Below are 18,595 nucleotides of genomic sequence, written 5' to 3' on the forward strand. Positions count from 1 at the left end.
AGTGGAGGGGCACCCGACAGCGGGCGCGCACCGGCTGGCATTCCGGCGCCGCCGCCGCGGTGACCGGCTGCACCCAACCGGATCGCGCGGCTGCACCGCACTGCCGACCGCAACCGCCGACAGGCGATGAACCGCATCGCTCCGCCGGCCGTGCCGGAGCAGCAGCCCCGCAACACGGCGCCGGGGCTCCGGCCCGAGGCCGACGCCGGAGTAACCGACGCGGCCCGGGCAACCGGCGCTCGTAGCGGTCGAATCGCAGAGGTGGCCCGGCACGAGGTCCCGAGCCACCTCTCTTGGCCCGCCGCTGGGTCTGGAAGGCGAGTATGGTCCCCTCTGTGGCGACCAGCGCGCCGCGGTCCCGCCCGACCCGCGGGACCAGCACGCCCGCGGCCACGGTGGGCCTGGTGCCCAGCACGGCTGCCGGGGTGAGAATCGCAGGCCCGGCAGGCCCTCCACGAAGGCCCGCCTGTTGACGCTCTCACCTCTCAGCAGCTCGGGAGTGCCCGTGGACACCGTCACCTTCACCGAGACCCTGCCCGATGGACAGGCCGTGTCCCTCGTCACCACCGTCTTCGGCGCGGTGACCTACACCGGGACGGGGCCGGCCTGGTTCACGCCCAGCGAGACCGCGGCGGTAACCGCGATGGGCAACGCGGCGCTCACCGCCTTCGCCGTGTCGGGGGAGTCTTCGGATCGACCGGGCACGCCAAAGTGGACGCGGTCCTACGTGTCCAGGTTGATCAGCATGACGATCCACACGGCGGCGGCCCTCACCACGCCGAGGGCCTCGATCCGCTTCATCTCCAAGTCCTTCGCGCCGCCGCCGTGGCGCACCCACGGCATGGAGGAGCCGTAGTTGTGGAGCTGGTTGATCGCGCTGCGCAGCGGGGAGCGCTCGCCTTCCGGGAACAGCTTGACCAACCCGGCGTTGATGCTCTTCTCTCCGGAGGCGATCCTGACGACGCCTTCCAGGGTGTTGACGGCCAGGGCGACGGCCTGGCGGTCGTCGCCGGCCTTCTGCGCGGCCAGGGTCTTGAACCAGTTCGCGCGGGCGGAGGCGTACTTCCCGGTGAGCAGGGTCAGCGGGCGGACGGTGGCGTCCTGGACGTCCAGTTCCTCGGCCCCCTCATCGTCCTCAACGAAGTTGCCGTCGATCATGACGAGCCCGATCCCGGCCTCCTTGAGGACCTTGTTGACCCGCTCGTCATAGGACGACCACCCCATCCCGGTGGAGTTCAGGGCCTGCTCCAGCAGGTCGAACACCTTGGGGTCCGGGAGTCGCTGCAGCCGCTCGTTGACCCAGTCGTACTTGTCCGCGCCCCACAGGCCGGCGGGCACCGGGATGTCGAGCCAGTCGGCGAGGGTCGGGACCGCCTCGTCCTCCAGGGCATGCACGAGGTCTTGGAGGACTTTGCGCAGCCCGGGCGGGGCGACCTCGCGTTCGTGACCCATCGACGTTCCTCCTGCTCCGTGCGGTCCTTCAGCCTGCATTGTTGCCGAGTCGGCCGACGGGGGCAGCCCGTTTTCGCGCGAGCGGGCTGCCGCGGGTCGGGGCGGCAGGCGGCGCGCTCCCCCGCAGAACGGACCGGGCGCGGCCGGCTCCTGCCCGAGCGGATCAGGCTGTCGTTCTGGGTGCTGCGCGTTGACCGTGCGCGTGGCTGAGCAGGTACAGCGCCGCTTGGAGGATGAGCGCGACGTGGTGCCTGGGCGGAGTGCCAGTCAGGCCGTGGAGGATGTCGTTGCGCAGGTTCATCCCGCGGTCGGAATCAACCAGGAGGAGTTCCAGCGCTCGGCTCCAGTCCGCCGGGTACCCGGCCTCCGGCATGCTCTGCAGCAGCCCGCCCAGCATGGCGACTCCACCGGGGGTCTGCCCCTTGGCCACGGAAACGATGGAGACCCGGGTACGCAGGAGCTCCCGGAGGATCTGCTCGACCTGGGGCAGCGCGACGCACGCCGCGGCCTCGAACTCCCCCAGCCAGTAGTAGAGGAAGGCCCGGGCGAGGATCCGCGCGCGGGGTTCGGGCAGCACCGTCTCGTGTGCCAGAGCGCCGATCATCTCGAACTCGTCGGGCCGGAAGCGCTCGTGGATGCGGTCGAGCTGGACCGCGGTCAGCCTCCCGAACACGCCCAGGCCGTCGACCTGCATCTGCACGGCGTGGTCGTCGTCGGCGTCGACGGGCGGGCGGACGAAGACCGGTCCGGCCGGGTTGATGCGCGAGCGCGGGAGTCGCAGAAGGCCCTCAAGCGCGCCGTCGGCCTCGGCCTGGGCCTGCGTGCGCATCGCCGGATGGATGTCCTCCACGGTGCGCCACAGTGCGGTCTGCAGATCTGGGGCGGCATCGACCAGCGCCCGCTGCCCGGCAACCAACGCACGCGGGAGGGTGCCCTCACTGCGGATCACAGTCCACTCCAGCGTGGTCTGCTGCAGCGCCATCACGGCACGTACCCGCAACTCGGACAAGCCCCGCTTCTGCGCCTCGGTCGCTGCCTCCGTCAGGTAGTACAGGCGGCGGTGCCCGGCATCGGCAACATCAGCGGCATCGAGGAGGGTGTGAACCACCGCAGTGTCGATCTCCGTACGGCGGCTCGGGGGCGCGCTCTCCCGCAACAGCTCAAGGAAGCCGAGCCGGTCGTCCACGTCATGGGCGAAGCGCTCAGCCGCCCGCTCGGCGAGGTCCGCGAGGACCGCGGCGTCGCCTCGCGGACCCCTCAGCTCCTCCAGGAGACCCAGCAGGGCTCGCCCCTCGTCCTCGTCTCCGTCCAGGATGCGCTCGGCCAGGGCAAGGGCGTCCGTGGTCGCGCGGTCACGAAGAAGAGGCTGGTTGAACCTGCGGGCCAACTCCCTGGCCCTCGTCAGGCATCTGGCGGCCCGCGACAGCCCGTGGCCCTCCCGGGGAGTGGCCAGCAGCAGCTGCGCCGCGTCGAGGTACCCGGTCGCTGCGCCGCAGATGTGGTCGTACGTACGGCCGTGGCCGGCGTCGAGGAGCAGATGATGGAGGTGGCCGCGAAGGAGGGGATCACTCACGCCGTCCGCGTACAGGTTCCAGATCTCCAACTGGGCTGGTGCGGGCTGACTCGGCAGCCCCGCCTGCGCCTCCTTGCGAGACTTTGTCCCCTCGGACGGCCGGAGGCGCAGGGCTGCAACCAGTGCATCCCGCTGTTCGGCGGCAGCGCGCGAACCGACGTCCGCGGCCCGGAGGGCGAACGCGGTGGATGTGTGGAACGGGGCGTCCTTCGCCGCCTTCATGAGTGCGGTGAGCACGCTCGGCTCGATCTGCGGCACGGGGCCTCGCTTTCGTCACCAGCAGTATCGGAGCAGTCGTGGTCGGCGCGCACCGATTTTCGTGGGCCTTGGCAACCCGGCGACTCCAGTTCCGCGGGCCTCGGGAGCGCCACCAGTCCTTACTCGATTCCCGCTTCCTGCAGCACGGTAAGCAGCGCACCGATGGCCCCGGGCGTCGGGTTCTCCCACACCTGTACCGCGGCCTCCTCGATCCGGCTACGGTCCTCGCCGCTCAGATCGCGTGCCCTGGCTCCGAGCTGATCGAGGTAGGCGGTGTGCCCCGGCGAAGGAGTGAGGTCGCCCGTACCAGCATGATGCCCCGTCAGCATGCGCCGCGGGGCGGACCCGCATCTCCTGGGTTCACCGCGCGGTGAGCCGGAAGTGCGCCGACCGCCGCCCCAACGCGCCCCGACTCAGGGCCCGACCGAGCAGCACCCGCACTACCGGCCAGGCCGCCAGGCGCCGCGCACTCGGGCCGGGACCAGCCCGGGTCCTGTCCGTACTCGGCCACCCCCAGGCCCGAACGGCGGCCGGCACGTAGTCCAACCCCGGCGGAGCGGCCCCGGTGCGGGTTATGCCAGTTCCACCTCCAGGAGAACCGGATGCGGTCCCACCTCGTTGCCGCGGTTATCTGCCAGCAGCAGGACCCGCCCGTCACCGGCGAGGGCGAGCGCCACAGCCCGGTTGAGGCCGGGCAGGCGGCACACCAGCGAGTGCTGGTTGGTGGTCAGGTCGGTCCGGTAGAGGACGACGGCGGCCCCGCTCGGGTCCGGGCCGACGCTGAGCACGGTGTTCGCGTCCAGGGCGAGCAGCGCGGTGCAGCTCATGGGCGGGCCGTCGCGCCAGTTCTCCTGGTCCAGGACCATGTCCGGTCCGACGTCCAGGCGGCCGCTCTTGCTGCCGCCGGCCAGGTAGAGTCGGCCGTCCTCGGTGAAGACGACGTCGTCAACCTGCCCGTCGAACTCGATGCTGTACCGCTGCTCGTCGCCGAGCCGGTCGCCGACGCTGACCAGGGTGTGGGAGCCCTGATAGACCGGGCCGGTGGGGCCGGTGCTGGAGAACGCCCACACGCTGCCGTCGGGATGGGCGAGCAGGCGGCCGGCGCCAGCGATCGCGCCCGCGACCGCCTCCAGCTCGCCGTCCTTGCGGGAGACCACGACGTCTCCGCTCAGCACCAGGAGCTCGCCGTCGCCGCGGAGCTGCGCGCTGCTCTCGTGAACGTGCCCGTAAAGCACCAGGTCCCCCTTGGGGACCGTGCTGCCGGTGGCGGTGTCGAGACGGTGCACGCCGCCGCGGGTCGTCACCAGCACCTCCTGCCCGTTCGCGCGGGTGAGGCCGGTCGGTTCCTCGAACGAGGTGGCTGCCCACAGCGGCCGGACCGTCACCCCGGGGGCGTACTCGGCGCTGGGAAGGACGGTGTCGGTGGCGGCGGCGGACCAGCGGGGTACGGGGGCCGGCCGGTCCGGGGTGAGCAGATCCGTGAGGCTCACGTAGGAGCCGCCGCGGCGGGCGGCGATGGTGTGCAGGCGGGAGAACAGCTGGTGGGGCGTGAGCAGTTCCGACACCAGTGCCTCGATGTGCGCCCGGTCGAGCAGCACCACGGCCGGGTCCTTCTTGGAGTTCTCCAAGACTGCGGAGATGTAGCCGGAGATGGAGAAGAACCCCGGGCGGATGCCTGACAGGCGCGTCTTCAGGCGCCGTTCGATCTTTCCGATCTGGTCGTCGTCCACGGCCTCGGCCAGCCACTTCGCCTCGGCGATGTAGCTGACGCCGTCGACCGCGAAGACCACGTCGATCTCGTCACGGCCGTCTTGGCCCCGGTTGTCCGCCCGTGCCTCGGTACCGCCAGCGGTCAGCACGTCGGCGAGGTACTGGTTGAATTCCCGGCCGCGCTTCGCCTTGGCCACCTGGGTGTTCGGGGCATTCCGCAGCTCCCGGTACCTGTCGATCAACTGGAGTCGAATGTTCACACCGGCATTGTGGGGCCGGACGGAGCCTTGGGGGACTTCCAGGCCGATTTGTACACGCGAGCCCTGGGAGCACAGCCGTGGCGGTGGTGCGAAACGGCGAAGGCCCAGACCGTGGAGAAGGCGCTCGGCCTCGCTCTGGGGCGCCGGGAGCGTGTCGGCGCGGCGAGCCCGTGGCTGACCGGTCCGGCGGCAGTGCTGTTCGACGCCGGCCTCCTGGTCTCCCTGCCCGCCCTCACTGCCGCGGTGCGGGCGACCGACGAGCAGGCTCTGGAAGCCGCCCGCACCGGTACCGTCGCCATGTTCCGGACGCTGCCGCTGCTCGCCCGCCTGGTCTCCGCCACCGCCGGCGACGCCAACCTTGCCGGGATGAAGGGCTTCGGGCAGCTCGACGAGAACCCGGAGTTCGTCCAGCGGACCTGCCGGTGTTGGCCTGGTTGCAGCGCATACTCAGAAGTGACCCATTCCAGAAGGCCTTCGCTCGTACCTGCCCAAGTGCCCTCAGGATCGCGCCGCTTTGCGGCAAACTGACCACCGCTGGGTGGCGCCGGCTCAGCAAGACCTGCTTGGACGTCCGCCGAGCAGCCTGTGATCGCTACTGCCGGGCGCTCGCGCCTGCCTCGTGCACATCACGTGCATGCCGGGGGCAGGCCTACCCGTACGGGAGAGCACGGAAGGGGAGAGCATCGTGAATCACTGGGTCGGTATCGTTTCTCTGCGCGACCATCCGGTCCCTACCCCCGTGCACCGGATCGCGCAGGCAATCCAAGCCGCCGCGCTTCGGCGCTCGTACACCATGGACGGCAGGACGATCCCCTACGAACGCGTGCGCTCGGCGATCCGTCAGATCGGCCGCCGATATGGACTCCTCGGCGACTGGGGCCGGTCCCAGATGTGCACGGACGCAGCCAGTCTGTTCTATGACGGCGCGGTACCGCCCAGCGTCCTCCCATGGTGGCTACTCGCGGATCTACGCGCAGAACTAGACCGACCCTCTCGACGACCCAACCGGTCACGGAACGCCCGCCATTCCTCAAGTCAACACGCGCATCGGACTCAAATCGCAACCACGGCACCATCGCCGCGGCCTGCAACAAGTCAGCGATCTGACGACAGCCAACTGGCAAACCGGGCGTATCGCGTGATCGACGTGGAACCGGCCCGGCTTCTCGGTATCCCGGAAGGGGTCGAGTCCCCACACTCTCAGCTGCAGTCAACCCTGAACGCATGCGGGCTCAACGGCGGAGCCACCGAAGACCTGAGACGCTGGTTGGCACTGGCGAGCTTCCACACCAGCCACCTCTACGAGAACTTGCACGATCTTGAAGAAGTCGGCGCGAAGAGCCTGACCATGCTGCAGCGGCTTGGCCGGTCCTACGCTGACCTCGTATGCGCCGACACCTACGTGAAGGTCGCTGCTCCGGCCACGGCTGGGGCGCAGAGCAGCGATGTCGTCCGGATGGCCACCACGGTCCGGCAGGAGCTGGGCCAGTGGCTGCGGTCCCTCGGTGCGGCTCAGCTAGGGAAGGGCGAGGCCGCGAACGGCGGTGCCGCCTCCGTCTACGAGCAGGTCTCCTATCAGGTTCTGGGCGCTCTTGCCCTCCATGGCTGCTTCTCTGTCGCAGCTACTCTGCTGGAGACGGTGTGCCCATCCCTGACATCCGTTGTCGTCACACGAGGCGAATCACCCGTAAGCGAGTTGGAACGCGAGTTTTCGAGGACTCGCTTGACGTGGACCTACCGGGAGAACGGTCCTGACCACGCGCGTGTCTTCACAGCCGTGGTCGACAGTGAAGACGGCCGCCAGGCCGAGGGAAAGGGTCCGTCGAAGAAGGCCGCGCGCAGCGCCGCCGCCCAGGCGTTCTTGGGCCGCTTTGCCCGCCGCCAGCGCGCGGAGGCCGAGGCAGTGTCCGCGAGGACCGTACCGCCTCTGTGCTATTCAGCTCCGGGGAAGGCTCACCGCGAAACGGTCGCCGATCTGCGGGCCATGTTCGAGCTCGACCAGCGGGAGGAGCCCTGGCTCACGCAGGCGCTGACTCACACCTCTTGGGCGTACGAGAACAAGCAGGAGCTGGCCTCGGCGCGCCAGCGCGACAATACCTTCCTCGCGCACCACGGCTCCCTCGTGTCAGCGTTCCTGGCCGCCCTCACGCGGTGCCGCAACACCTTCTCGACGACTTTGGATCCAGACGAGGACCAGGCCCGAATCACTGGCATCAACAACGAGTGGACCCACCAGCTCGGCCAGGCGCTGAACCTTGACGCAGGCCTTCTCCTCGGACGGGGTGAAACCGGTCGAGAGAGATCCCGGCTGCTCGACGGAGCCGCACAAGGCGTGCTGGCCGTCGCCTGGCGTGCCCACAGAATCCGGCTACTGCAGCGACGTCCCGATGCTCTGGACCGCTGGCTGGAAGGACTCGGCCACGAACTGGATTCCTTCACCCAACTGCAGCAGATCTGCAGCGCCTACGGGATTGGCCTCGACCACGAATTCGAGGTGACTGGGCCTGACCACCAAAGCGTCTATTACTGCCGGCTGACCATGACGAGCCATCGCCGCACCCTCACCTGGCAGGCCAAGGACGGAGGCCGAGGGCATAGTGCTGCCAAGATCCAGGCGTCGCGCGAGGTGCTTGACATCATCACGGCTGACCTCGTCAGCGAGAATCCTGCATGGAACGCCCAAGAACGCGCGCTGGCCTGCGGCATGCTGCTCTCCCAGATAGAGGGTGCAGCGACCCTCAGTCAGCGAGCGATGGAGCGTGCCGTTGCTCGGGGAGACCTCGGTATGGCAGCGCTCGTCACCGGGGACACTAGGGCGTTCGCGGTCTGGGCCGAGGCAGCCTCCGGGCTTGTCGGCAGGATCCCCGAAATGCTGGCCGACGCCATATCGTCCTTGTACCGGGCAGCAGTCCGCTACCAACGGATCGGCCATACCTCTCCGTTGGCACGAGCACACAGGGCACTGGGCGAAGGCTCCGAGGCCGTCGCGCGCGGTCTCGCCGCGCAAGCAACCTCGCGGGCTCTGGATCACCCGCTGGCCGCCGATCTCCGAGGCGCGGTCGTCGACTGGTGGCGCAGCTCAACCGCCAAGGTCGCTCTGCGAATATCGGACGAGTGGGTAACGCGCGACAGGCAACTGCTACCTCAGCAGACCGGCGCGTTGACCGCGGTGCTGGAGTGGTGTGCGCAGGCTGCGGCGGCGGCTGGTAGAGCCGTGAACATCGAGCTAGCCGCGCCCGACGAGAACGCTCATGTGCTGATCGAGCTTCCGGGCGTCGATGTCCCAGCAACATGCAACGCGCTCACCAGCCTGCTCAACAGCACCGTTCCCTTCTTCTCCTGCACTCCGGACGAGGACCGGGTCCTGCTAGAGCTCACTCAGCCCCTCGAGCTGGCGTCGCTGCCGGCTCTTGCACGGGTCGGCCTGGACGCATACACGAGCAGCGCCCCACGGCCTCGGCAGGCCGGTGTAGATACAGCCGCCATCTCTGAACAGCGCGCCGATGAGGACCCGCAAAGGGATTTCGCCGCAGATAGCGACTACCCGCGGGACATCCTGCCGGGCCGTGCTCAGGACGCTGTGCTGCCCGGACCCTGACCTGGCTGCCTCCTCCAGCTTTCCGGGCGCAGGCAGACAGGTCGGCGGTGACCACCGAGACTGGGCTGGGAGGGCTCTCTCATCAAGCCCATCGCCAAGGGGTAAGCCCTGTCCACGACGACGAACAGGTGGCGGGTGTTGGCAGAGTGATGGCAACTCAAACGCCATGCTCCGCCAGCTGCCTTCCCCAAGCGCTGACAGCCATCGTGGGGGCAGGCTCTTCTTCTGGAGGAACGCATGGCTGCTCATCCTGACCGTGGACGGATCTACCGGCGATGCGGCTGCCGCGACGCCAACGGAAATCAGTTCGGCGCGCGGTGCCCCAGCCTCAACCGCGCAACGCCTCGGCTCCTGGGCCTACGCCTTCGGCGTGCCCTCGACCGACGGACGCCACCGGCAGCGGTGCCGCAGCGGCTTCCCCACCCGCAAGGCCGCCCGCGCGGCGCTGGAGCATGCTCTTGAGTGCGAGCGCACCGGCCTGGACCGCGACGACGACCTGACGGTGGCCGGCTATCTGGCCGGCTGGCCGCGCACCAAGGAGGACGTGCTCAAGCCCACTACCTTCGCCCGATACCGCGACCACGTACACAACGACCTCATACCGGCCTTCGGCCGGCTCAAGCTGTCCGATCTGCGCGAACGGCACATCACCGCCTGGAACGACGCCGAGCTGGCCCGCGGACGGGGACGCACCAGCGTCTACCACGCCGGCGCCACCTCTCCAGCGCCCTGAACACCGCGGTCCGCACCCGACGGCTGGCCGACAACCCGGCGCGCTACGCCGTTATGCCCCGCCCCGCCGCTCCCGAGCGGATCTGCTGGACCCCATCGCAGGCTGCGGCGTTCCTGCGGCACAACCACGACACCTACGGCGACCAGCTGGCGGACGCCTTCGAGGTGCTGCTGGGTACCGGGATGCGCCGCGGCGAACTTCTGGGTCTGCACTGGCCCGAGGTGCACCTGGCCGAGCGGATACTGCTGGTGCGGTGGAACCTCACGGCCGTCGACAACAACGATCTCCGCCTGGGCCACCCGAAGACCAAGGCGAGCCGCAACTGGGTCAGCCTGTCTGCTCGGGTCGTCGCCGCGCTGGAGCGACGCGCCGCGGCCGCGCGGGCGCTCCAGCCGGAGGACGCCCCGCTCGAAGGACTCGTGTTCTGCCAGCCGGACGGCGCGCCGCTATGCCCGCAACAGCTCCTGGTCACGCTGCGCCGCAGGTCGGCGGAGATCGGTCTCCCGCGGATCGGGGTTCACGACCTACGGCATGCCGCCAGCATCATGATCAGCTCTGAGGTTCCGCTGGCCGTGGTGTCGAAGACGCTGCGGCACTCGACGCTGTCGACCACGGTCAACATCTACGGCCATCTGCTCCCGCACGCCGCGCGCGATGCTGTAACCGCCCTGTGCCAGGCGCTCGACGACGCCTCGCCGCCTTCCGCCGCCCCCTGCGGCGAAGCGTCAGGCCTTCCGGAGGCCGCGTAGCTGGCAGAACGTCACCAGGCCTATGTGTCCTGCCATCACGTCGCCATCACCGTTCACCCGAACGAGAACAGCGGGCCTGTCATTTCTGACAGACCCGCTGGTCACATACGTCGGGACGACAGGATTTGAACCTGCAACCCCTTGACCCCCAGTCGCCCGGCCATAGCCATAGCTGCACGTCAGACGGTAGACAGCCCGCGCTGTTCGTTCACCGAAATGCACCTCAGAGACGGTGGTGAACGACGCGTGGCCCCCAACGAGTCCCCCCGACTCGGTCTCGGCTACTCCAGGGAGTGATCGCCACTCTCGTCTCAGGCTCCAGTTCGGCACCGCACCGGAACTGCGATCCTGGCTGCCCAAGAGGGCAACCGCCACCACCCTCCGGCGCTGGGTGCGCGGACAGCGCGGCATCGCGTTGCTATCCTCGGCCGCCCCGGTGTCGGCGTACAGGTGAAAGTGCTCAGCCACGTACGGGTGAACGTGCTCAAGGCCACCTGGAGGTGGCACTTGAACGCCGCGCGGTCCGTGATGCCGAGTGGCTGGAAGTTTGTCAGGCGCACCCCAAGAAGATGCAGTTCGGCGTACTTTGACACGCTGTCCAGTGCGCGACCCGTTCCGTAGGCTCCGTTCGGCTCCACCCGCTCATCGACTGGCTGACCCGTGACGCCATGTGAAAGGGCAACTGGTGATCAGGATTCTGGAACCTCGGAACTTTCGAACGACTCTTCTGGCCGCCGCACTTGCGGCGGTTCTGTGTGCCGGAACTGCTGCTCCATCCGGCGCGGCTGGACGCGGTGAACAGGCCCAAGCGCCCGTAGCGCACCCGACAGAGTCCGCCGCGACTGCCCTGTCCAGCGCGATCGAAAAGACCTCGCAGGAACAGGACTACAAGGACGTCTACGCCGGCGTCTACGTGGACGCCGAGGCGTCTCGCGTCACCGTCTTCGCCACGGATCCGGCCCGCGGTCGCACGCTTGCCGAGCGTGCGCGCCGTGAGATGGCGGCCACGGACCGAGACGGGGTCGTCGTCGATGTCCGAGCTGCCAAATACTCGAAGGCCCAATTGCACCGGGCCGCAGACCGGATCAAGGCACAGGCGCCCGCTTGGGGGAAGTCCGGGGCGAAACTCACGGGCATCGTCTATGACCACGAAGGCAAGAGCCTGCGCGTCCTGGTGGACGACCCACAGAGCGCCGCGACGCTGACCGGCACCCCCGGAGTCGATGGCCAATCGGCCGAGGGTGCCGTAGGCCTGGGGATCGACCCGGCGGACGTTCACTTCGAAACGGGTGGCGCCATACCGGCGAGCGCTTCGAGGGACTCCGCTGTTCACTGGGCCGGAGCATGGATCGACGGCCCCGCGTCGTGCACCAGTGCCTTCGCACTGGATACGCCCCGCGACGGCCGGTACGTGATCACCGCCGCCCACTGCGGTGGGATCGGCAGCAGGTGGTCCAGCGGCCCGTACGACTACGGGGTCGTGCACAACGTCGCACCGGACCGCGATGCGGCCGTCATCAAGCCGACGGGAGGAGCCGAGGCCAAGGTCTACACGGACGAGTACAACTACTCGACCTACGCGGGCTACGACTGGGCGCTCGCCGGCTGGGAGGTGTGCAGGTCGGGGCGGACCCTGAACTACCGCTGCGGCATCTACGTGGTCGACAACGCGGAGTGGGTCCTCCCCGACGCACCGAACACCACGGTCTCCGGCATCATCGGCTGCACCCGCACCAGCGCCCTCGCCGTGGCCCCTGGGGACAGCGGAGGACCGGTGTTCATCTGGCGGGCGAACCGTATGGTCACCAGCATGGGAATGATCAGTGCCGGCGACTACGCGACAGCAGGAATAGACCCGTCCACCGGCGCAAGTGGGTGGCGATGCGTCCGATGGGTACAGACCGGCGACATCCTTCGGTCATGGCTGGCGGACCTGGTCACCGGGTGATGCCCGGAGCCGAGTCCGCAAACCGATCAACCGGCCGAACGGGGCTCTTTCAGGCGGATCCTACGCAACCGTCAGATGCTTCCGTGCTCGTCCTGTCAGTTCTGCTCCTACGGCTGGCCCCCTTTGCCGGGCCGTCTCCTGCTCGCGCGGCCTCCTCCAAGAGGCCGTCATGTCGTCCTTGCTACGCGCATCCCGGCGCCGTCGTGGTGGCCGCGCACGGTCGTGAAGTCGACACTGACCAGCGACTAGTCCGTCTTCCCCTCGCGAGGGTGTTCCCGAGTCCTGGACTGACCAGTACGACCTCGGCATGGAGTACGTCGGCTACGTCGAGCCCGGAGGCTACGACCAGGTGGTCTTCCGCGGCGACCGGGCCGGCCGCGAGTTCATCGCGTTCTGGCTGTCCGGCGGCCGGGTGCTCGCCGGGATGAACGTCAACGTCTGGGACGTCACCGACCCGATCCGCGAACTGATCGTCTCCAAGCGTGTGGTGGACGCCGACCGCCTGGCCGACCCGGGAATTCCTCTCGGGAAAGTCTGAGCGAGGCCGAATACCCACCGTCCGCGCGACCTGAGATCACACACCGATGGCAGCAGAGGCCCCCGGAATGACACCACCAAGCGTCTCCGGGGGCTCTGCTGCATCCGTCCGGCCCCGCCGCAGAGAGGGACGGCTATCCATTGCCCGGAGCGACGTGGTTGACAGTCGGTGGACGCAGTCGACCAGTTGCGGGAGATCCGGGCCAACCTGCCCCCGGCTGACGGGGCGGCGGCCTTGAACCGGCTCTACCTGACCGTCACGGAGGCCGCCCGGGGCCGGCTCGGCGGCCACCTCCCCGACCCCTAACGATGGCCGGGCTGGAGGTGCTCGCCGGACAGCACCTGCTGGCCATGTCCACCGACGGGCCGGGCGGGAGCCGCCCCAACGGATTGCCTCATGCACCGGCGCTATGGCGCCGCGACACTGCTAGCAGTCCCGGGAGCACTCAAAACCACCTCCGCGAGATCCAGGCGACGCATGAGGAAGCTCGCGAGAATCAGCATCTCCTGAGCCTCATCCGGGTCGTCTGCATAGTGGGGTCCGTGAGCGCGTGGGTTACGCAAGGCTGTCATCGCCCCCTTGAACAGGTCCCTCATTCCAGCCTGTTCGCTCGGAAGCGACCCTCCGGTCGAGCGGGTGACTGTGAGCCTGGGCGTTGTGCTGCCGAGAACGAAGCCCATCAGGTCCTCGCCGATCTTGGTCGAGCCCGAGAGGGTTTGCACCCGGTACTCGACCGCCTTGAAGGCGTGAAGGACTGCGTCAAGGTGCAGGCCCTTTGCGAACCGGTCGGCAGCGGCTTCGTTGACCAGCGGATGCAGAGCGCAGGTCAGAGCCAGTTGCGCGTTCCCGAGCGGAACCATGGTGTGAAAGGTGACGATCTGCCAGATCCGTTCGCCCGAGGCGGTCGCGCGTTCCACGACGGCCAGGGCGTGGGTGTCGGCGAGTGCCGCGCCGTCCAACGCGACGATCCGGGACTCGGCGGTCACGGTGGCGAGGTCCGGGCGCAGGTAGCGGATGCCGCGGACCGCCGTGGTGAGCCGGCTGGACCGGTAGGCCGATCGGAAGAGGCGCTCATGACCTCTGGCGATTCCCGTCCGGCCCGGCGTGCTGTCGCCGCGGACCGTCGTGAAGTCGCACTCCTCCGCGAAGACGGCGGCGAAGGCGTTCCCGTCCCCGGCCGTCCATGCGCGTTCCATCGCCTGCCACAGGGCGCGGATCTTCGAGTCGTCGGAAGGGCTCACGGTTCACCGTTCCCCGGCCGGCTCGGCCGTCAGCCGGAGTGGGATGCGGGTGCATCGCTCGGCGGTGCCGGCGGGGGGTGCCCAGGCGGCGACGGAGTGGAGCGCGACACTCGCCTCATGATGGTCGCTGCCGCTGCCGGGCGTGAGCTCGACGGCGGTGAACAGGCCGGTTTCGGGTTCGACGGCCAGGTGGGCCTTGTAGCCGTCCTGGTAGTGGCTGCGGGTCTTGTGGACGTGCCGGGTATCGGGGTCGACCATGGAGACGACCCGGTCCGAGACGGTTCCCTGGGTGATGCGCCAGCGTCCGTCACGGCCGTCGGATTCGTCGGCGGGCTCGACGTCCTGCCCGGCGACCAGGGCCGGCAGGCCGACCGCGTTCGCGGCCTTCTCGCCGAGCTGCTGGTCGGGCAGGTGGCCCAGCAGCCTGAGCGCGTCGCCGACCAGTGCGTCGACGAGGTCGGCGCGGGCCTGCTCGTCGTTCCAGGCGATGCGGGGCTTGCCCGGGTCGGTGCAGTCGTGGGTGGTGCACTGCGCGGCCGCGACCCGGTCGGCGCCGGGGACCTCGTGAATCACGGCCCTGACGGCGGCGATGAGCTGGGTGACGGTGTCCTGGGTGGCGACCGCGTCGTCCAGCACCGTGGATTCCAGCGCCCGCTTCTGACGTCCTTTCAGCATGCCGGTCGCCTTCACGACCTCACGCACGGCCTCGATCACCCGGTTCGGCGAGCCGGGGCGGGCAAGACGGCGGCGGAAGTAGGCCAGCAGCGACGAATCGAACACGGTGTCGTGCAGCCCAGCCCGCAGACGGCCTTCCAGCGCAGGTCGCAGCGCAGTTCCTGGACCGTCTCGAAGTCGGACAGACCGTGCAGGGCTACAGAATGATCGCCGCGGCAAGGACCCGCGGCGGCATGCTCGGCCGGCCGTTCGCCGACGGACACATGTCCGCGAACATCCCCGCCGGGAACAGCCGCCCCCGGTGCTCGGCCAGGAATGCGAACACGCTCCCTGCCGGGATCAGATCCCAGCAGGTCTCCCAGACGCACGGCCCGACCGTCTCCCCGGCCCATTCCCCCATCGCTACGAAACGAGTCTGACCCCATCACTCACGTGGTGGGGCCAGAACCCAGCACCTTCATCGTCTTCTAGGCAGTCTCGGAACCCAGTGGCAGAAATTTCTTCGCCGACCTTGAACCGTTCCGGGCCGGCGTCCGTGTTGGGGGGGCACGCGTCAGCACGAAGCTTCCGAGACCAACACACCTGCCACCAAGGGGAGTTCGCCATGTCCAAGACCGTTCGCAACCACCGCCTGCTCGCCGTCGCCGGCCTCGCTGCCCTGCTGCTCACCGCGACCGCCTGCAGCAGTGGCGGGTCCGGCTACGGGGCGCCCGCCGCCGCCCCGGCCGCGGCCACCCCCGCGTCCTCCGCGTCCTCCGCGTCCCCCGCGTCCTCCGCCGGCGCCCCCGGCGCCCCCGGCGCCGCAGAGGGTGCCAAGCTGGTCGCGGCCACCTCCGCGGGCCTCGGCCCGATCGTGACGGACGCCGCCGGCCGCACCCTGTACCGCTTCGACAAGGACACCGCCAAGCCCTCGGCCAGCACGTGCACCGACGCCTGCGCGGCGAAGTGGCCGCCGGTCCTGACCCAGGACAAGGTGGCCGTCACGGGGGTGGACTCGGAGCTGGTCGGCGCCGTCACCCGGCCCGACGGGACCAAGCAGCTGACCCTGGGCGGCTGGCCGCTGTACCGTTTCGCGGGCGACAGCGCGCCCGGCCAGACCAACGGCCAGGGCGTCGGCGGGACCTGGTTCGCCAGCACGCCCGCGGGCAAGAAGGCGCAGGCCGCCCCGGCGCAGTCCGCCCCAGCCCAGAGCCAGTCGACCGGCAGCACCTCGTACGGATACTGACCGCCGGCGCGCGGCGCGGTCCTGACCGGCCGTCGGGACAGGGCCGACCTGTACCGCCTTGCCCGGCCGGTGGCCGACCGGCCAGACTGGCGCGGTGCACCAGGATCACCTCCACCGTCCTCCGCGAGGCGCGGGACCGGCGATCGGCGTCCTGCTCTGCCTCGTGCTCGGCCTGTCGTTGCTCGCGGTACGCCTGTGGCCGACCCGCGCCGCCCCGTCCGACTTCGTCGCCATCGGCGACGTGCCCGTCGACGGCGCCTCCCGGGCCATCGGCCCGGACGCGTCCACCGGCACGTACACCGAGGACTGCGGTCACAACGAGCAGGGGCACCGCAACGCCGACAACGTGGTGATCTCGCCGGGCAACGTCGGCGGCGCCCACCACGTCCACGACTACGTCGGCAACCTCTCCACCGACGCGCTCTCCACCGACCAGAGCCTCGCCGTCGCGGGGACCAGCTGCGCAGGCGGCGACCTCTCCAGCTACTACTGGCCGGTGCTGCGCCGCACCGACCGCTCCGGCGGCGACGCCGGGCACGACGAGGAACACGGCCCGCTCGGCGAGATCCTGACGCCCGAGCGCGTCACCGTCGAGTACCTCGGCAACCCGTGGAGCAAGGTGGTGCCGATGCCGCGCTTCCTGCGGCTGCTGGAGGGCGACCCGACCGCGGCCACCGACGGCGGCGCGGACGCCCGCGCCCGCTGGGGCTGCACCGGCTTCCCGGGCCGGACCACCGACCGCTACCCGCTCTGCCCGGCCGGAAGCCTGCTCACCCGCACCCTGGACTTCCCCAGCTGCTGGGACGGGCGATCCACCGACAGCCGCGACCACCGCTCGCACGTGCTCCACCCCGCCGCCTCGGGCGTCTGCCCGCACGGCACCTTCCCGGTCCCGCACCTGCGGGTGACCGTCGGTTACCGGCCCCCGCCGTCCGGGGCGTTCGCCTTGGACACCTTCCCCGAGCAGCACCACAGCCCGCGCACCGACCACGGGGTGTTCATCGACCTGATGACGGAGGACCGGGCGGCCGCCGTGGCGGACTGTCTCAACGGCGCCCGAAACTGCCGCGAGAACGGTTGAACCGGACAGCCGCGTCATACGTGCTGCTTCCGGTACCCGACGACGGAGGAATGGGCGGATGGCGAGGACACGAGCCGGTGCTCGGCGAGACGCGGCCGACGAGGCGCTGATCCGGACGCTCTACGAGCAACACGGCGGAGCGCTGCTCGCGTACGCCATCCGACTCACCGGCGACCGGTTGGCCGCCGAGGACGTAGTGCAGGAGACCCTGATCCGCGCCTGGCGCAACCCCGAGGCGCTGACCGAGGCCAGGGGCTCGGTGCGCGGCTGGCTGCTGACGGTGGAGCGCAACCTCATCACCGACCGTATCCGGGCCAGGGCGGCCCGGCCGGCCGAGGTGGCCGAGGTGTCGGAGGAGATCGCCACCGTGCCGGTGGAGCGCGACCACGCGGACGGCGTGGTGGAGACGCTGGTGATGACACAGGCACTGGAGCAGCTCTCGCCGGAGCACCGCGAGGTGCTGCGCTCGATCTACTTCCAGCGGCTTTCGGTCGCCGAGGCCGCCGACCAGCTGGGCATACCGGCGGGCACGGTCAAGTCCCGGGTGCACTACGCGCTGCGGGCGCTGAAGAAGTCGTATTCCGGCGGAACGGGTGGCCTGAAGGAGGTGGCGGTATGAGCACGGAGCAGCACGATCCGAGCGCGGGGCTGGTCGGCGCCTATGTCCTGGGCGTGCTGGAGCCTGCGGAGGTGGCGGAGGTCGAGCGGCACCTGTCCGGCTGCCCGTCCTGCCGGCTGGAGGTGGCCGAATTGCGCGATCTGGAGGTCGCGTTGGGCGAGGTTCCGCCGGAGCTCCTGGTCGACGGGCCGCCGGAGGGCGGCGATCTGCTGCTGCAACGCACGCTGCGGCAGGCCCGCCGCGAGCGTGGCTCGGAGCAGGTGCGGCGCCGGGCGTGGCTCGGGGTCGGCGCGGTGGCCGCGGCCGCGGCGGTGCTGGCGGTCGGGCTGTCGCTCGGCCGGAGCACGGCGCCCGCGCCACCGGTCGCGGCCGGTCCTGCGCCGACGGCCACCAGTGTGTCCCCGCCGCCGGCCGGGACCAGAACGGCCTCGCTGACCGACCCGTCCACCGGCGCCCGGATGACCCTGACACTCACCCCGGCGATGGGCTGGGTCCGGGTGAACGCCGCGTTGACCGGCATACCGGCGGGCGAGCGCTGCCACCTGGTGGTCAACGGCCGCAGCGGCGCGAAGGCGGACGCGGGCAGCTGGCTGGTCTCGCCGGCCGGCGCCAGGGGGGGCACCACCCTGGACGGCTCCGCCCTGGTCGATCCGGGTGATGTCACCTCGGTATCGGTGGTGAACGAGGCCGGGAAGACCTTCGTGACGGTCCCGGTGTAGCAGGTCGTGAGGTGATCCGGGCTGCTGCCGGGGGACCCTGCTGCGAGCCGTATCGCCTCGGAATCCGGCGGAGTTCCGAGGCGATGGCCCGTCAGGTGGCCACCGCCACCCGGCCGGGATTGTCTAGTGCTGAATTCCCCAAGTTTCGGGTATAGAGCCCATGTTGGGGTGAATATGGTGCGGTAGGGGGTGGGGGGCGCCGGGGCTGTTGCGGGC

The 18,595-nt window shown here is 69.9% G+C and carries 14 protein-coding genes and 2 pseudogenes; 11 read left to right on the forward strand and 5 right to left on the reverse strand.

Annotated features, from left to right (window positions below):
• Positions 1–723: 723 nt before the first annotated feature.
• The 3 genes from ACFV0O_RS28795 to ACFV0O_RS28805 all read right to left on the reverse strand — a co-directional run bounded on the left by ACFV0O_RS28795 (position 724) and on the right by ACFV0O_RS28805 (position 5,253).
• Complete coding sequence (locus ACFV0O_RS28795; protein WP_380346583.1) at positions 724–1,452, reverse strand: hypothetical protein; 729 nt, start codon at positions 1,450–1,452, stop codon at positions 724–726.
• A gap of 163 nt (positions 1,453–1,615) precedes the next feature.
• Positions 1,616–3,283 (reverse strand): hypothetical protein, encoded by a 1,668-nt coding sequence (locus ACFV0O_RS28800; RefSeq protein ID WP_380346584.1) that lies wholly within the window; start codon positions 3,281–3,283, stop codon positions 1,616–1,618.
• Positions 3,284–3,855: 572 nt separating this feature from the next.
• Entirely contained in the window at positions 3,856–5,253 is a 1,398-nt protein-coding gene (locus ACFV0O_RS28805; RefSeq protein ID WP_380346585.1) for a hypothetical protein, read from the reverse strand.
• A 111-nt stretch (positions 5,254–5,364) separates the two neighbouring features.
• Here ACFV0O_RS28805 and ACFV0O_RS28810 point away from each other — a divergent pair, with 111 nt between their 5' ends.
• The 7 genes and pseudogenes from ACFV0O_RS28810 to ACFV0O_RS28840 all read left to right on the forward strand — a co-directional run bounded on the left by ACFV0O_RS28810 (position 5,365) and on the right by ACFV0O_RS28840 (position 13,125).
• A complete protein-coding gene (locus tag ACFV0O_RS28810) occupies positions 5,365–5,781 on the forward strand; it encodes a hypothetical protein (protein ID WP_380346586.1) in 417 nt (138 codons plus the stop codon).
• A 610-nt stretch (positions 5,782–6,391) separates the two neighbouring features.
• Positions 6,392–8,851 (forward strand): putative dsRNA-binding protein, encoded by a 2,460-nt coding sequence (locus ACFV0O_RS28815; protein WP_380346587.1) that lies wholly within the window; start codon positions 6,392–6,394, stop codon positions 8,849–8,851.
• Between the two features lie 370 nt (positions 8,852–9,221).
• Positions 9,222–9,584 (forward strand): hypothetical protein, encoded by a 363-nt coding sequence (locus ACFV0O_RS28820; protein WP_380346588.1) that lies wholly within the window; start codon positions 9,222–9,224, stop codon positions 9,582–9,584.
• A 53-nt stretch (positions 9,585–9,637) separates the two neighbouring features.
• Positions 9,638–10,333 (forward strand): site-specific integrase, encoded by a 696-nt coding sequence (locus ACFV0O_RS28825; protein ID WP_380346589.1) that lies wholly within the window; start codon positions 9,638–9,640, stop codon positions 10,331–10,333.
• A 685-nt stretch (positions 10,334–11,018) separates the two neighbouring features.
• On the forward strand, positions 11,019–12,281 hold the full coding sequence (locus ACFV0O_RS28830) for a trypsin-like serine protease (protein WP_380346590.1): 1,263 nt from the start codon (positions 11,019–11,021) through the stop codon (positions 12,279–12,281).
• 271 nt (positions 12,282–12,552) lie between these two features.
• Positions 12,553–12,819: pseudogene (locus tag ACFV0O_RS28835) on the forward strand (oxidoreductase C-terminal domain-containing protein); the annotation flags it as partial.
• A gap of 168 nt (positions 12,820–12,987) precedes the next feature.
• Positions 12,988–13,125 carry a hypothetical protein gene (locus ACFV0O_RS28840; RefSeq protein WP_380346591.1) on the forward strand — a complete coding sequence of 46 codons (138 nt, stop codon included), beginning with the start codon at positions 12,988–12,990 and terminating at the stop codon, positions 13,123–13,125.
• A gap of 101 nt (positions 13,126–13,226) precedes the next feature.
• On the opposite strand, the gene ACFV0O_RS28845 is transcribed toward ACFV0O_RS28840, so the two are convergent.
• Positions 13,227–14,060 carry a TIGR02391 family protein gene (locus tag ACFV0O_RS28845; protein ID WP_380346592.1) on the reverse strand — a complete coding sequence of 278 codons (834 nt, stop codon included), beginning with the start codon at positions 14,058–14,060 and terminating at the stop codon, positions 13,227–13,229.
• Positions 14,061–14,147: 87 nt separating this feature from the next.
• A pseudogene (locus ACFV0O_RS28850) lies at positions 14,148–15,135 on the reverse strand (transposase); the annotation flags it as partial.
• A 204-nt stretch (positions 15,136–15,339) separates the two neighbouring features.
• Between ACFV0O_RS28850 and ACFV0O_RS28855 the strand changes: the two are divergent.
• The 4 genes from ACFV0O_RS28855 (at position 15,340) to ACFV0O_RS28870 (ending at position 18,379) form a co-directional block, all read left to right on the forward strand.
• Positions 15,340–15,960, forward strand: coding sequence for a hypothetical protein (locus tag ACFV0O_RS28855; protein ID WP_380346593.1), 621 nt, complete (start codon positions 15,340–15,342; stop codon positions 15,958–15,960).
• Positions 15,961–16,054: 94 nt separating this feature from the next.
• Positions 16,055–17,041: a DUF1996 domain-containing protein gene (locus ACFV0O_RS28860; protein ID WP_380346594.1), complete on the forward strand. Its 987-nt coding sequence runs from the start codon at positions 16,055–16,057 to the stop codon at positions 17,039–17,041.
• A gap of 58 nt (positions 17,042–17,099) precedes the next feature.
• Entirely contained in the window at positions 17,100–17,660 is a 561-nt protein-coding gene (locus tag ACFV0O_RS28865; protein WP_380346595.1) for a sigma-70 family RNA polymerase sigma factor, read from the forward strand.
• Positions 17,657–18,379 carry an anti-sigma factor family protein gene (locus ACFV0O_RS28870; RefSeq protein WP_380346596.1) on the forward strand — a complete coding sequence of 241 codons (723 nt, stop codon included), beginning with the start codon at positions 17,657–17,659 and terminating at the stop codon, positions 18,377–18,379. The genes ACFV0O_RS28865 and ACFV0O_RS28870 overlap by 4 nt, the downstream gene beginning before the upstream one ends.
• The last annotated feature ends 216 nt before the right edge of the window (positions 18,380–18,595 follow it).

The organism is Kitasatospora sp. NPDC059577 (assembly GCF_042735475.1).
Taxonomy (GTDB): Bacteria; Actinomycetota; Actinomycetes; order Streptomycetales; family Streptomycetaceae; genus Kitasatospora.